Here is a 14,040-nt window from a genome sequence, read left to right as displayed (position 1 = left end):
ATGACCACCGACCTCTGGCCCCCGCTCAGCGTGATCCGCCATGCGTTCGAAACCGGTGCGCCGCCCGGCGATGCCGCGCCGGACGCCGCACCCATCGCGATGCCGCACGGCAGCGCGGGCGCGGGCACGCCGGTGGTGTCGGACCTGCTTCTACCCTTGACCGAATTGGCCCGGCGCCGCGAGGCTGTCGCCCGGCGCGCCTTCACCGCGCGCTGGGCGCCGGGCCGCCTCGTGAGCGTGGTGCACGACGGGCGCCTGCTCGGCGTGCTGCTCGACCGCTGCATCCACGGCGACCTCTGGCAGGGCTGGATGGCCGCGGGCGAGCCCGACTGGGCCGGCCCCTTCGACGTGCTGCTGGAGCCCGACGACGAGCCCTTCGAGCCGATGTTCGGCGTGGTCCAGGCCTGGAACGTGCTCACGCTCGAACCCAGCCCGCAGCTGGCCGCGCGCGTGCTCGGCGAGGTGTCGGCCACGCGGCTCGCCGCGATCCGCGCGATGCATGACGAATGGGCCGCGCATGCGGCGCCCGACATCGCGCCCGAGCCCGGGCGCATCGCGCTGCGCGGCGTGGCCGGCGCGTTCTCGGTGCTCTCGGGCACGCCGCTGGGCCCGCAGGACCCGCGCACCGACTACCAGGCGCTGTACCGCGATGCCGGCCTGCAACTCGGCCGCGCGCTGGCGCAACCGCAGGAGGAGGCCCCCGCCGCGCCGCCGCCATCGCCCGCCCGGCCGCTTCCGCGGCCCGAGGACGGCTGGTGGGGCAGCATCCGCCGCTGGTTCGGCGCCGAAGGCTGGGCACGCCCGGCTTTTGCGGCGGTGGCGCTGTTCGCGGTGATCCAGAACGTGGGGCTCATCGGCGGGCGTGGCACCACCGAAGACGATGAGGTGCGCTTCCGCTCGGTGCCCACGGCGCCGGTCGCGGCGCAGGCCAACCTGGTCGTGCGCTGGAACGAGGGCGTTCGCATCGACGAGGCCGATCGCCTGCTGCGCACGATGTCGGCCGAAGTGGTCGGCGGGCCGGGGCCGAACGGCGTGTGGCGTCTGCGCGTGGCCGATCCGGTCGGTGCTTTGTCGGTGCTCGCGACGTCGCCGCTGGTCGCGTCGGCCGGACCGGCCTCGGAGCCGCCATGAACCTGCGCGCGTGCAGCCTGCGGTTCCTGCTCGCGCTGGTGGTGTGGGGCGCGGGCGGTGTCGCCGCGCAGGCCGCGCAGCGCGCGCTGCTCGTCGGCGTCTCCGAACTCGTCAACCAGCCGCAGGCCCTGTGGCTGCAGGCGCCGCGCAACGACGTGATGCTCATGCGCGATGCCTTGCTGAAGCAGGGCTTCACCGCGCCCGACATCGCCGTGCTCGCCGACGGCGTGCCCGGCGCCGCATTGCCCGAATCGCAGGCCATCCACGAGGCCCTGGCGCGGCTGCTCGCGCAGTCGGCCAGCGGCGACTTCGTGCTGCTGTACTTCTCCGGCCACGGCACGCGCCTGCGCGACGTGGCCAAGCGCTACCAGGAGCCCGACGGCCTGTCCGAGAACTTTCTCGCGCGCGACGTGCGCGGCACGTTCGGCGCCGATGCCGCGCTCAGTGGCGACCTGCGCGACGTCGACTTCGACGCCTGGATCCAGGCCTTCCTCGCGAAGAACGTCTTCGTCGCTTCGGTGTTCGACACCTGCTCCGCCAACTCCATGACGCGCGGCACGGGCGATGCGCCCGCGACCGCCGAGGGCCCGGCCGACGACGAGGTGCGCTGGCGCGGCCTGCGCACGACGCAGCTCATGGGCGGTGCATCGCCCGCACGGTCCTTGTCTCCGCCAGCGACCGGCGACGCCGTGCCGCGCGCCCGCTACGTGGCGCTGTTCGCGTCCGAGAGCCACCAGATCACGCCCGAGCTGCGCCTGCCGCGCAAGGCGCGCAGCGCCCGGCCGCAGGGCCTCCTGACCTGGGCCGTGGTCGAGTCGCTGGCGCGCAAGCCCGCCACCTGGCGCGACCTGTTCGACGGCGTGCTCGCGCTGTACCCGCCGGTCATCGACGAGCTCGCGCAGCGCTTTCCCACGCGCGAGCTGCCGTCGCCCGTGGCCGAGGGCAACCTCGATGCGCCCCTGTTCGCCAACAGCGGCGCGCCCGCGTCCACGCGCCCGGTGTGGGGCGCGCAGCGCAGCGGCGACAGCCTGGCCGTCAAGGCCGGCCTGCTCGACGGCCTGGCGCCGCAGCAGGAGGTGCGCGTGCTCGCCACGCTCGACGACGGCACCGTGCGCCGCGCGCCGGCCGCCATCGCGCAGATCAAGCTCGGCGGCGCCTGGCTCGCCGTGCCCGCGGCGCTGAAAGACCTGCCGGGCAGCGCGTTCTGGAGCGTCACGCCCATTGCCGAGCCGGCCGCGACGGCCCTGCGCGTGCGCGCCGACAAGCCGCTGCCCGCCGGCCTGAGCCTCGACTACCCGGCCGCGATCCGCCTGGCCGACGACCCCGCGAGCGCTGACGTGCGCTGGACCGACCTCGGCCCCGCGGGCCATCGCCTCGAAGCGCTCGCGCCCGTGTTCGGCGCCGCCGCCTCGACCGTCGTGGTGCCCGACGTGGCCGCGCTGCGCCGCCGCCTGCAGGCGATGGCGCAGCTCAAGTGGCTGGCGCAGCTGCAGGCCCATGCCAGGGGTGGCCAGCTCGACGGTTTCGATGCGGCGCTCGAAGTCTGGAGTGCCGACCGGCTGCTGCGCAGCGTGCCGGTCGCCGAGGCCGCGAGCGTGCTGCCTGCATTGCCTGCACTGCGGACGGGGGAGCGCGTGCGCCTGAACGTGCGCAACACCAGCGGCCGTTCGCTCGACCTCGTCATCACCGGCATCGACGCGCGCGGCGCGCTGCAGGCGGTGTACCCCGACGGGGCCGGCGAAACCAACCGCTTCAAGCGCGGCACGCCCGAGCAGCCGGCGGTCAAGCGTTTCGACCTGCCCTGGCTCGATGCGGCCGGCGAGGCGCGCCTGCTCGTCATGGCCGTGCCGGCCGCGCCCCACAGCGCGCCTCGCCTGTTCGGCGTGGCCACCGCGGCGCAGGCCGACGTGTCGGAAGTGCGCGTGCGCGGCGGCCAGCCGCCGGCCGCTGGCGGCGAGCGCCAGGTGTTCGCGGCCTTGCTGCGCAGGAGCGCTGGCACGGCAGACGGTGGTGCGCGGCCATGAGGCGGGCGCGCGTGGTCCCGGTCCAGTTTTCTTTGTCCGAATCCGGAGGTTGACATGGCATTTCTCGAAGACGGCTCCTGGAGCCCCGAAGACGCACGGCAGTTCTACGAACTGATCGGCACCGGCTCGGCCGAGACCGACCTGGTCATGATGATCGAGAGCAAGGGCTCGCCCGTCGAAGGCGAACTCGAACGCGTCTTCGACGACGGCAAGGCGCGCCTGAACATCGGCGGCTACTACTGGTCGGTGCAGGTGCCCGAATCATCCGCGCAGAACCAGGTCGTGCCCCACAACCTGGTCGTCGCACGCCGCAGCGACGCGGCCACGGCCACGCTCGCCAGCCTGCTGCGCGCGCAGGAGAAAGACCTGAAGGTCGTCATCAGCGCCTACAAGGCCGGCGGCGATCCGCAGTCGCCCGAGGCGCAGGCGACCTTCGAGATCTCGCTGGAGAACGCGCGCATCTGCCGGCTGGTGCTCAACTCCGGCGGCCACTGGGGCGTGCCCTCGGAGCTGGTCTCCATCAGCTACCGCACGGTGAAGATCAAGTCGGCCCCGCAGAAGACCAGCGGCGCGCGCGGCGCGGTGCGCGAATGCCAGTTCACCCGGACCTGATTCCGAACGCCCCCAGGAGCACACCGCCATGACGACGACCGCCGCAGACTTCCTCAAGGCCGCCGACCCGGTGGCCGCCCTCAAGGCCCTGAGCGACGACGTGCGCGCCAAGCCCTCCGACTCCAAGCACCGCGTCTTCATGGCGCAGCTCCTGTGCGTGCTCGGGCAGTGGGAGCGCGCGCTCAACCAGCTCACCGTCGCGGCCGAGCTCGACGCGCTCGCCGTGCCCATGAAGCAGGTGTACGGCGAGGCCGTGCGCTGCGAAGGCCTGCGCGCCGACGTGTTCGCCGGCACGCGCACGCCGATGATCTTCGGCCAGCCCGATGAATGGCTGGCACTGCTCATCGAATCGCTGCTGCGGCAAGGCCGCGGCGAGAGCGGGCTGGCCGAAGACCTGCGCCAGCGCGCCTTCGACGGCGCGCCCGCCATCGCCGGCACCATCGACGGCGTGCCTTTCGAATGGCTGGCCGACGCCGACATGCGCCTGGGCCCGGTGCTCGAGGCCTTCGTCAACGGCAAGTACTACTGGATTCCCTACGCGCGGCTGGCGCACATCAAGATCGAGCCGCCCGAAGACCTGCGCGACTGCGTCTGGATGCCCGCGCACCTGCAGTTCGAGAACGGCGGCGAAACGCTGGCCCTCATTCCCACGCGCTACGAAGGCACCGAGGCGCAGAACGACGGCGAGCTGCGCCTGGCGCGCAAGACCGAGTGGCGCGAGCTGCGCCCCGAGGTCTGGGCCGGCTACGGCCAGCGCGTGCTCGGCAGCGACGCGGGCGAGTACGCGCTGATGGACGTGCGCGAGATCCTCTTCACGCCCGCTGCCGCCGACGCGGCCGAGGGCGGCGAAAGCAGCGGCGGTGGCTGAGCTCACTGCGCAGGAGCGGCTGCAGCCCTCGCTGCTGGACCGCCTCGTCGACCACGCGCCCGACGAGAAGCGCGAGGGCGACGACAAGCGCACGCTCACCAAGCAGGCGCTGCGCCAGGCCGTGCTGCGCGACCTCGGCTGGCTCTTCAATGCCACGGGGCACGGCCTGTCGATGGACGACAAGCAGCACCCGAATGCCGCGCGCTCCGTCATCAACTACGGATTGCCTATGCTGTCTGGCCAGTTCACCTCGTCGGTGCAGCGTGTCAGCATGGAACAGGCTTTGAAGAACGCAATCCTGCAGTTCGAGCCGCGCATTTTGTCCCGCACACTCGAAGTCGAACTCGTCATGGAAGGCCCGGCCCTGGAGTCCCACAACAGCATTGGCCTGCAGATCCGCGGCATGCTGTGGGCGCAGCCCGTGCCGCTCGAGTTCCTCATGCGAAGCCGCGTCGATCTGGAAGAGGGCCGCATAGAGATCGTGGACATGGCGCAAAACCCAAGGTAAGTCCACATGGACCCTCGGCTGCTGAGCCTGTACGAGCAGGAGCTGCGCTACTTCCGCGAAAGCGCCTCGGAGTTCGCCCGTGCGTTCCCGAAGATCGCGCACCGGCTGGGCATCGAGGGCCAGGAGGTCGCCGACCCGTACGTGGAGCGGCTGATCGAGGCCACGGCCTTTCTCTCGGCGCGCGTGGGCCTGAAGCTGGACGCCGAATACCCGCGCTTCACGGGCCACCTGCTGGACATCGTCTACCCGCACTTCCTGGCGCCGACGCCGGCCATGACGGTGGTGTCGTTCGTGCCCGACCCGGAAGACGCCAACCTCGCGGCCGGCCCGACGTTGCCGCGCGGCGCCGGCCTGCGCGCGCGCCAGGCCGTGGGGCAGAACACGCACTGCGAGTTCCGCACCGCCGCCGCGCTGCGCATCTGGCCGATCGAGGTGCAGCGCGCCCAGTACTTCACCTACGCGCCCGACCTGCCGCTGAACACCCACCCGCAGTCGCGCGCCATCCGCGGCGGCCTGCGCATCGCACTGCGCGCCACGGCGGGGCTGGACTTCAGCCAGATCGCGCTCGACGAGCTGGTGCTGCACTTCGGCGGCGCGGAAGACGTGGCCTGGCAGCTGCACGAATGCGCGCTGGGCCAGCCCGTGGGCGTGTGGGTGCGCCCGCTCACGGCCGGTGGCGCCTTGCAAGGCGCCATGCGCAGCCTGCCGGGCAGCGCCATCGGCGCGGTCGGCTTCGGGGACGACGAGGCGCTGCTGCCGGTCACGGCCACGGGCTTCTCGGGCTTTCGGCTGCTGCAGGAGTACTTCGCGTTCCCGCAGCGCTTCCAGTTCGTGCGCATCGGCGGGCTGCAGGCGCTGCTCGCGACGATGCCGGTGACCGAGCTGGAGATCGTGCTGCTGTTCTCGCGCGGCGATGCGGCGCTCGAGAAGCTGGTGAGCGCCGACAACGTGCAGCTGCACTGCGTGCCCGCCGTCAACCTCTTCACCAAGCGGCTCGACCGCGTGCCCGTGACCGAGGGCGTGAGCCAGTTCCACCTGGTGCCCGACCGCACGCGGCCGCAGGACTTCGAGGTGCACACCGTCACCGAGGTCATCGGCCACGGCGCGCCCGGGGCCGACGCCGCGGTGGCCGAGCAGCCGTTCCGGCCGTTCTACTCGGCCTTCCACGGCAGCCGCAACAGCCACCCGGCCTACTTCACGACCACGCGCGAGCCGCGCATGCTCTCGGTGCGCCAGCGCACCGAAGGCCACCGCAGCAGCCACATCGGCTCCGAGGTCTACATGCAGATCGTCGACCCGCAGCAGGCGCCGTATGCCGCCACGCTGCGCCAGCTCGCCGTGACCGCGCTGTGCACCAACCGCGACCTGCCGCTGCTGATGCCGCTGGGGCGCGACAACGACTTCGACTGCGTCGACTCCTTTCCCGTACAGCGCGTGCGCATGGTGCGCGGGCCGTCGCGGCCGGTGTCGCCGGTCGTGAGCCAGGGGCTGGGCTGGCGCGTCATCGATCACCTGGCGCTCAATTACCTGTCGCTGTCCGACAGCACGCCGGAGCAGGGCGCCGCCGCGCTGCGCGAGACGCTCATGCTCTACGCCGTGCATGCCGACGAGATGCGCCAGGGCCAGGTGCGCGGGCTGCTGTCGGTGAAGAGCAAGCCCGTGGCGCGGCGCCTGCCGCTCGCGGGCCCGATCGCCTTCGGGCGGGGGCTCGAGGTGACGCTGGAGGTCGACAAGGACGCCTTCCACGGCCACAGCGCCTTCCTGTTCGGCGCCGTGCTGGCGCAGTTTCTCGCGCGCCATGTCGAGGTGAACCACTTCGTCGAGACCGTGCTGCGCGTCGCGGGCAAGGGCGAAGCCATGCGCTGGAGGCCGCTGTGCGGGACACGCCAGATTCTGTGAACAGCCGCGTGGACCTCGCGCTGCGCGGGTGGTCGGCGCAGCCGTGGGACTTCGACTACTTCGCCGTGATGCGGCGCATCGAGTCCGTCGCGAAGACCACGCCGCGCTGGGGCCGCGCCCTGCTGCCCAGCGCCGAGCCGGTGCGCGTGGGGCAGGAGCCCTCGCTGTCGTTCGCGCCCGCCAGCTTCAGCCGTTTCGAGCCGGCCACCGCGCACTCGCCGCCGCGCCTGCGCCAGCACTTCTTCGGCTACATCGGCCCCAACGGCCCGCTGCCGGTGCACCTGAGCGACTTCATCCGCGAGCGCAGCCTGAACCACGGCGACCCGACCTGGCTGGCCTTTCTCGACACCTTCTCGCACCGCTTCTCGCTGCACTTCTACCGCGCGTGGGCGCAGTCGCGGCCCGCCGTGGCACTCGACCGGCCGGGCGAAGACCGCTTTCGCCTGCAGGTCGGCGCGCTGGTCGGCATCGGCACGCCGGGGCGCATCGACCGCGACGAGATCCATGACGACGCGCGCCTGCATTTCTCGGGCTGGCTCGCGCGCCGCGTGCACAACGCGGAAAGCGTGGAGTCGGTGCTGTGCAGTTATTTCGGCGTGCCGGTGAAGCTGGAGCGCTGGGTCGGCCACTGGATGCGCGTGCCCACGGACGAGGTCACGCGGCTGGGGCAGGGCGAGAGTTCGCGCTCGATGGGCATGGGCGCGATGCTCGGCACGCGCGCGTGGGACCGCCAGCACCGCGTGCGGCTGCACCTGGGGCCGCTCACGATCGACCAGTACCGCATGTTCCTGCCCACCGGCGACGCGCAGCCCGTGCTGCAGCGCTGGATGCAGCAGCTGCTCGGCGACACCCTCGAATGGGATGCGCAGCTGGTGCTCGAGAAAGTACAGGTGCCGCCCACGCGCCTGGGCCAGGCCCGGGGCAACGGCCCGCGCCTGGGCTGGGTCTCGTGGCTCGGCGAACGCGCGCGCACGCGCGATGCGGCCGACGTGCGCATTGCCAGCCAGCCGTCGAGGGCGCGCCTGCCGAAGCAGCCCGCCTCTTTTCAATAAACCCATCTTCATTCGTTCAGAAGAGATACGGAGTCCTCCATGAGTGAAATCAGCCGCACCGCCCTCTTCGGCAAACTCAACTCGCTGGCCTACAAGGCCATCGAGGGCGCCACCGTCTTCTGCAAGATGCGCGGCAACCCGTACGTGGAGCTGGAGCACTGGTTCGCCCAGCTGCTGCAGGCGCAGGACTCCGACCTGCACCGCGTGATCCAGCACTACGGCCTCGATGTGTCGGTGATCGCGAAGGACATGACGGCCGCGCTCGACCGCCTGCCACGCGGCGCCACCGCCATCAGCGATTTCTCGCCGCACATCGAGAACGCCATCGAGCGCGCCTGGACCTACGCCACCCTGCAGTTCGGCGAGGCGCAGGTGCGCACCGGCTACATCCTGGTGGGCATGCTCAAGACGCAGAGCCTGCGCAACCCGCTGTTCGGCTTGTCGAAGCAGTTCGAGAAGATCAAGGTCGAAGACCTGGCCGACAACTTCCCCAAGATTTGCGACGCCTCGCCCGAAGCGCAGATGCGTGCCCAGGACGGCACCGGCATGGGCAGCGGTGCACCCGGCGAAGACTCGGGCGCCATGGCGCCGGCCGCCATGGGCAAGGGTGACGCCCTCAAGAAATTTGCTGTCGACCTCACGGAGAAAGCCAAGAAGGGAGAGATGGATCCGGTGACCGGGCGGGACGAGGAAATCCGCCAGATCGTCGACATCCTCATGCGCCGCCGCCAGAACAACCCGCTGCTGACGGGTGAGGCGGGTGTGGGCAAGACCGCGGTGGTGGAAGGCTTCGCGCAGCGCCTGGCGCGCGGCGACGTGCCGCCGCAGCTGAAGGACGTGAAGCTGCTCACGCTCGACATCGGCCTCTTGCAGGCCGGCGCGAGCATGAAGGGCGAGTTCGAGCAGCGCCTGCGCCAGGTGATCGACGAGGTGCAGAGCTCGCCCACGCCGATCATCCTGTTCATCGACGAGATCCACACGCTGGTCGGCGCAGGCGGCGCGGCCGGCACCGGCGATGCGGCCAACCTGCTCAAGCCGGCATTGGCGCGCGGCAACCTGCGCACCATCGGCGCGACCACCTGGGCCGAGTACAAGAAGTACATCGAGAAAGACCCGGCGCTCACGCGGCGCTTCCAGGTCGTGCAGGTGCCCGAGCCCGACGAGACCAAGGCGATCTTGATGCTGCGCGGCGTCGCCAGCGTGCTCGAGAAGCACCACCGCGTGCAGCTGCTCGACGAGGCCATCGAGGCGGCCGTGAAGCTCTCGCACCGCTACATTCCCGCGCGCCAGTTGCCCGACAAGGCCGTGAGCCTGCTCGACACGGCCTGCGCGCGCGTGGCCGTGTCGCAGCACGCGACGCCGCCCGAAGTCGAAGACTGCATGCGCCGCATCGAGGGCCTCACGGTCGAGCAGGAGATCATCGGCCGCGAAGAAGCCATCGGCATCGACGTGACCAAGCGCGCCGCGCTGGTGGCCACTCTGCTGGCCGAATCGAAGGTGCAGCTCGAAGCGCTGAACGCGCGCTGGCAGGAAGAGAAGGGATTGGTCGACCGCCTGCTCGAACTGCGCAGCAAGCTGCGCGCGGGCAACAAGCCGGTCGATGAACCGGCGGCCGGTGAAACCGCCGCCGAGGCCGGCCCCGACCGCGCCACGCTGCTGGCCGAGCTGCACGAACTGCAGGCGAAGATCCACGCGGTGCAGGGCGAGTCGCCGCTCATCCTGCCGTCGGTCGACGAGCAGGCCGTGGCCTCGGTGGTCGCCGACTGGACCGGCATTCCCGTCGGCCGCATGGTGAAGAACGAAGTGGAGGCGGTGCTCAAGCTCGCCGACACGCTCAACCAGCGCGTCATCGGCCAGAAGCACGGCCTGGAGATGATCGCGCGCCGCATCCAGACTTCGCGCGCGCGGCTGGACAACCCGCAGAAACCCATCGGCGTCTTCATGCTCTGCGGCACCTCGGGCGTGGGCAAGACCGAGACCGCGCTGGCGCTGGCCGAGGCGCTGTACGGCGGTGAGCAGAACATCATCACCATCAACATGAGCGAGTTCCAGGAGGCGCACACCGTCTCCACGCTCAAGGGTGCGCCTCCGGGCTACGTGGGCTACGGCGAGGGCGGCATCCTGACCGAGGCGGTGCGCCGCCGTCCCTACAGCGTGGTGCTGCTCGACGAAGTGGAAAAGGCCCACCCCGACGTGCACGAGATCTTCTTCCAGGTCTTCGACAAGGGCTGGATGGAAGATGGCGAGGGCCGCATGATCGATTTCAAGAACACGATCATCCTGCTGACCACCAACGCCGGCAGCGAGCTCGTGATGAGCATGTGCCGCGACCCCGAGCTGCTGCCCGATTCGAACGCGCTGGCCGATGCGCTGAAGGCGCCGCTCATGAAGGTGTTCCCGCCCGCGCTCTTGGGCCGCATCGTCACCATTCCCTACTACCCGCTGTCGCCCGAGATGATGAAGAAGATCGTGCGGCTGCAGCTGGGCCGCATCAAGAAGCGCGTGGAGACCAACCACGGCGTGCCCTTCGAATACACCGAGGCGGTGATCGAGCAGGTGGTCGCGCGCTGCCAGGACCCGGAGTCGGGCGGGCGCGTGATCGACGCGATCCTCACCAACACCGTGCTGCCCACCATTTCGGTCGAGTACCTGCAACGCCTGGCCTCGGGTGGCGAGATCCGCCGCGTGGCGCTCGACGTGAAGGACGCCGACTTCACCTACGCGTTCGACTGAGCCCCCTGCAGCGCGACGCCCCACTTCCGAGAGACCCAAGATGGCCGACCACGAGTTCCGCATCGAGAGCGATTCGCCCGCCAAGGACGACCTGATGTTCTGGCGCATCGTCGGGCACGAGGCGCTGGCGCGCCCCGCGGCCTACGAGCTCACCGTGCTGTCCAGGAACAAGGACCTCGCCGCCAAGGACATCCTGGGCCACGCCTTCGACGTCGTCATCGAGTTCAAGGACGCCGACGGCGGCGCGCACGAGCGGCATTGCCAGGGCCACGCGGTGCGCTTCGTGCGCGCGGGCCACATCGGGCGGCACTACGAGTACCGCATCGCGCTGCGCTCGTGGTTCTGGCTGCTCACCAAGCGCGCCAACTCGCGCATCCACCAGGAAAAGAAGGTGCTCGAGGTGCTCGACGCGGTGTTCGAGGACAGCCCGATCAAGCGCTTCAAGAAGACCAAGGCCACCAACGTCATCGGCACGCACAACCCGCGCCGCTACTGCGTGCAGCACCAGGAGAGCGACTACCAGTTCCTGTCGCGCCTGCTGGAGGACGAAGGCATCTACTACTGGTTCGACGCGCACGACGCGCCCGGCACCATGCACCTGTCGGACGCCAGCGACATGGCGCACGACAAGCTGCCCGCGACCGACACGCTGCGCCACATGGCCGTCAACGCGGCCGAGCCGCGCTTCAACGAGATCTCGCGCTGGGTCAGCGCGCGGCAGTTCGACACCGGCAAGCATTCGTCGCGCGACAGCGACTTCAAGGCCATCAAGAAGAAGCTGGGCGCCGACATCGACAGCTCCGACCAGCACGAGCTCGCTGAGTTCGAGATGTTCGAGTTCCCCGGCGGCTACTTCAGCGGCGACGACGCCGAGACGCGCGCCAAGCTGCGCGGCGACGAACTCAACGCGCGCCGCGACCGCCACTGGGCGCTCACGCCGTGGCCCGACGTCGCGGCCGGGCGCAGCTTCAAGTTCGAGGACGACCCCGACGGCACGCGCAACGGCGACTACGTGATCGCCGCCTGCACCTTCATCGCCAGCCACCGCGGCTACGAAGGCGTGAGCGCCAGCGCGCCGGCCCAGCCCGTGCAGCGCGCGCTGGCCGAGGTGCTGCGCGACGACGCCGTGAACGCCGACACGCTGCCGGTGCTGGAAGAACTCATCGCCGCCACGCCCGCGCTGGCCGCCGCGCAGACCGGCAGCAGCCTCTTCCTGCTCACCGTGATGCCGGTCGACCGCCCGTTCCGCGCGCCGCGCCTCACGCCGCGCGTGACCATGCCCGGCCCGCAGACGGCGATCGTGGTCGGCCCCAAGGGCGACGAGCTGCACGTGGACGACCACGGCCGCGTGAAGGTGCACTTTCACTGGGACCGCTACGACGAGAGCAACGAGAAGTCGACCTGCTGGGTGCGCGTGTCGCAACCCTGGGGCGGCAAGGGCTGGGGCGGCTACTTCGCGCCGCGCATCGGCCAGGAGGTGATCGTCGACTTCCTCAACGGCGACCCCGACCGGCCGGTGATCGTGGGCCGCGTCTACAACGACGACCAGCCGATTCCGTACAAATCGCCCACGCAGAGCGGCTTCCGGACCCGGTCCACGCCGGGCGGCGGCGTGAACAACTACAACGAGATCATGTTCGAGGACAAGAAGGGGTCCGAGAACATCAACATCCACGCCGAACTCGACATGAGTCGCAGCGTGGAGCGTGACGACTCGGGCAGCGTGGGCCGCGACCAGTCGCTCAAGGTCGATCGCGACCAGACCGTGAGCGTGCAGCGCAACCGCACGGTCAACGTCACCAACAATGAGACCAAGAGCGTCAAGGTGGCGCAGAAGATCACCGTCGGCGCCAGCCAGGACGTGCACGTGGTGGCCAACCAGACCACCAACGTGGACGGCGCGCACGCGCTGGTCGTCAAGGGCGACCACCGCATCGAGACCAAGTCCGCGCGCACCGACTTCACGGCCTCCAACGAAAGCCGCACCGTGGGCGGCAACCAGACGGTGACCATCGCCGGCAACATGGCGCACAAGGCGTCGCGCATGACCTTCGAGGCCGGCCACATCGAGTTCAAGGTGACCGGCGGCAACTCGATGAAGATGGACGCCGGCGTGGCGCCGTTCCAGGCCAACTTCATGCAGTACAGCCTGGTGAGCAACACGCACATCAACCTGATGGCCATCGGCGACATCAACCAGACCTCGCTGGGCTCCAACACCACGGTGCTCGGCGCCAACAGCAGCGGCTACATCGGCACCAACAGCGAGGCGAACCTGGGCGCGGCGCGTTCCACCTTCCTGGGCATGAGCATGGACAACGCCGTGGGGCTGGCGGTGGCCAACTTCATGGGCATGCAGATCGAGAACACCATCGCGCTCAAGCTCGAGACGGTGGCCTCGATGGGCATCGAGCGCAAGCTCGGCAGCCTGCGCGAGGCGCCGATCCACATCTTCAAGGCCGGCGGCGGCGGGGGCGGGGGCGGTGGACCGCCACCGCTGAACCGCGTGGCCGCGCTCTTCTCGGCGGTGGGCGCGATCCGCGGGCTGTTCCTGGGTGCGCGCGACGTGGACGCCACCTTCACCCAGTACGAGAACGCGGCCAAGCAGCTCGAGGAGGCGGCCAAGGACCCGGACGTCGGCCGCATTCCCGGCCTGCAGAAGCGGCTGCAGGACATGGCCGCACTGGCGCGCGATCGCAAGGCGCAGGGCGAGGCGCTGGCGGGCTCGCACTACGGCACCGACACGGCGATCGGTGCGGGTACCGGCGCAGCGCTGGGCCTGGTGACCGGGCCGTTCGCGATCATCGCGTCGCCGGTGCTGGGTGTCGCGGGCGCCGTGGTGGGCGGTCCGATCGGCGCGATGGGCCGCGCGATGGGCAGCGGTGCCGAGGACCAGGCCGATGCGCTCAAGCCGGCCGAGGACGGCTCGGTGCCCGCGCCCCAGCCGACCCCCCAGCCCTCGCCGGCGCAGACGGCACCGGCCGGCACCGGCGAGCCCGCCAGTTCGAGCCAGCCGGCGGGGCCGAGCGAACCCGCCAGTTCGAGCCAACCGGCAGGGCCCACCAGTGAGCCTGCCAGTTCGAGCCAACCGGCGGAGCCCGTCAGCTCGAACCAGCCGCCGGCGGCGGACGGGCCCCAGAGCACGCCCGGACCCACCAGCTCGCAAGACCCCAACAGCTCCGGCGGGTCGGGCACGCCCTGACGGGCCGGGCC

General features: G+C 70.6%; 9 protein-coding genes. All 9 read left to right on the top strand.

What is annotated here, in order from left to right; translation table 11 throughout:
* The 9 genes from AC1RAA_RS28815 to AC1RAA_RS28775 are packed head-to-tail and all read left to right on the top strand — an operon-like array spanning position 1 to position 14,029.
* The gene (locus AC1RAA_RS28815) at positions 1-1,131 is read left to right on the top strand and encodes a hypothetical protein (RefSeq protein WP_492732288.1); all 1,131 of its coding nucleotides are present in this window, start codon (positions 1-3) and stop codon (positions 1,129-1,131) included.
* Entirely contained in the window at positions 1,128-3,155 is a 2,028-nt protein-coding gene (locus AC1RAA_RS28810) for a caspase family protein (RefSeq protein WP_492732286.1), read from the top strand. The genes AC1RAA_RS28815 and AC1RAA_RS28810 overlap by 4 nt, the downstream gene beginning before the upstream one ends.
* A 54-nt stretch (positions 3,156-3,209) precedes the next feature.
* Complete coding sequence (locus AC1RAA_RS28805; protein ID WP_056584544.1) at positions 3,210-3,767, top strand: type VI secretion system tube protein Hcp; 558 nt, start codon at positions 3,210-3,212, stop codon at positions 3,765-3,767.
* A gap of 28 nt (positions 3,768-3,795) precedes the next feature.
* Entirely contained in the window at positions 3,796-4,635 is an 840-nt protein-coding gene (locus AC1RAA_RS28800) for a type VI secretion system accessory protein TagJ (RefSeq protein WP_492732285.1), read from the top strand.
* On the top strand, positions 4,628-5,143 hold the full coding sequence (gene tssE / locus AC1RAA_RS28795) for a type VI secretion system baseplate subunit TssE (protein ID WP_062481207.1): 516 nt from the start codon (positions 4,628-4,630) through the stop codon (positions 5,141-5,143). The genes AC1RAA_RS28800 and tssE overlap by 8 nt, the downstream gene beginning before the upstream one ends.
* Positions 5,144-5,149: 6 nt before the next feature.
* On the top strand, positions 5,150-7,042 hold the full coding sequence (tssF, locus tag AC1RAA_RS28790) for a type VI secretion system baseplate subunit TssF (RefSeq protein WP_492732283.1): 1,893 nt from the start codon (positions 5,150-5,152) through the stop codon (positions 7,040-7,042).
* Complete coding sequence (gene tssG, locus AC1RAA_RS28785; RefSeq protein ID WP_492740680.1) at positions 7,039-8,094, top strand: type VI secretion system baseplate subunit TssG; 1,056 nt, start codon at positions 7,039-7,041, stop codon at positions 8,092-8,094. The genes tssF and tssG overlap by 4 nt, the downstream gene beginning before the upstream one ends.
* Positions 8,095-8,133: 39 nt before the next feature.
* Positions 8,134-10,827, top strand: coding sequence for a type VI secretion system ATPase TssH (tssH, locus tag AC1RAA_RS28780; protein ID WP_492732281.1), 2,694 nt, complete (start codon positions 8,134-8,136; stop codon positions 10,825-10,827).
* A gap of 40 nt (positions 10,828-10,867) precedes the next feature.
* A complete protein-coding gene (locus tag AC1RAA_RS28775; RefSeq protein WP_492732279.1) occupies positions 10,868-14,029 on the top strand; it encodes a type VI secretion system Vgr family protein in 3,162 nt (1,053 codons plus the stop codon).
* Positions 14,030-14,040 lie beyond the last annotated feature (11 nt).

This window comes from Variovorax sp. GW823-FHT04F07 (assembly GCF_058795995.1).
Note: the sequence above shows the minus strand (reverse complement) of the source record. Positions and strands in the feature narration are given on the sequence as shown.

Coding starts and splice junctions, on each gene's coding strand:
- AC1RAA_RS28815 (WP_492732288.1), top strand. CDS start 1: ATGACCACCGACCTCTGGCCCCCGCTCAGCGTGATCCGCCATGCGTTC.
- AC1RAA_RS28810 (WP_492732286.1), top strand. CDS start 1,128: ATGAACCTGCGCGCGTGCAGCCTGCGGTTCCTGCTCGCGCTGGTGGTG.
- AC1RAA_RS28805 (WP_056584544.1), top strand. CDS start 3,210: ATGGCATTTCTCGAAGACGGCTCCTGGAGCCCCGAAGACGCACGGCAG.
- AC1RAA_RS28800 (WP_492732285.1), top strand. CDS start 3,796: ATGACGACGACCGCCGCAGACTTCCTCAAGGCCGCCGACCCGGTGGCC.
- tssF (WP_492732283.1), top strand. CDS start 5,150: ATGGACCCTCGGCTGCTGAGCCTGTACGAGCAGGAGCTGCGCTACTTC.
- tssH (WP_492732281.1), top strand. CDS start 8,134: ATGAGTGAAATCAGCCGCACCGCCCTCTTCGGCAAACTCAACTCGCTG.
- AC1RAA_RS28775 (WP_492732279.1), top strand. CDS start 10,868: ATGGCCGACCACGAGTTCCGCATCGAGAGCGATTCGCCCGCCAAGGAC.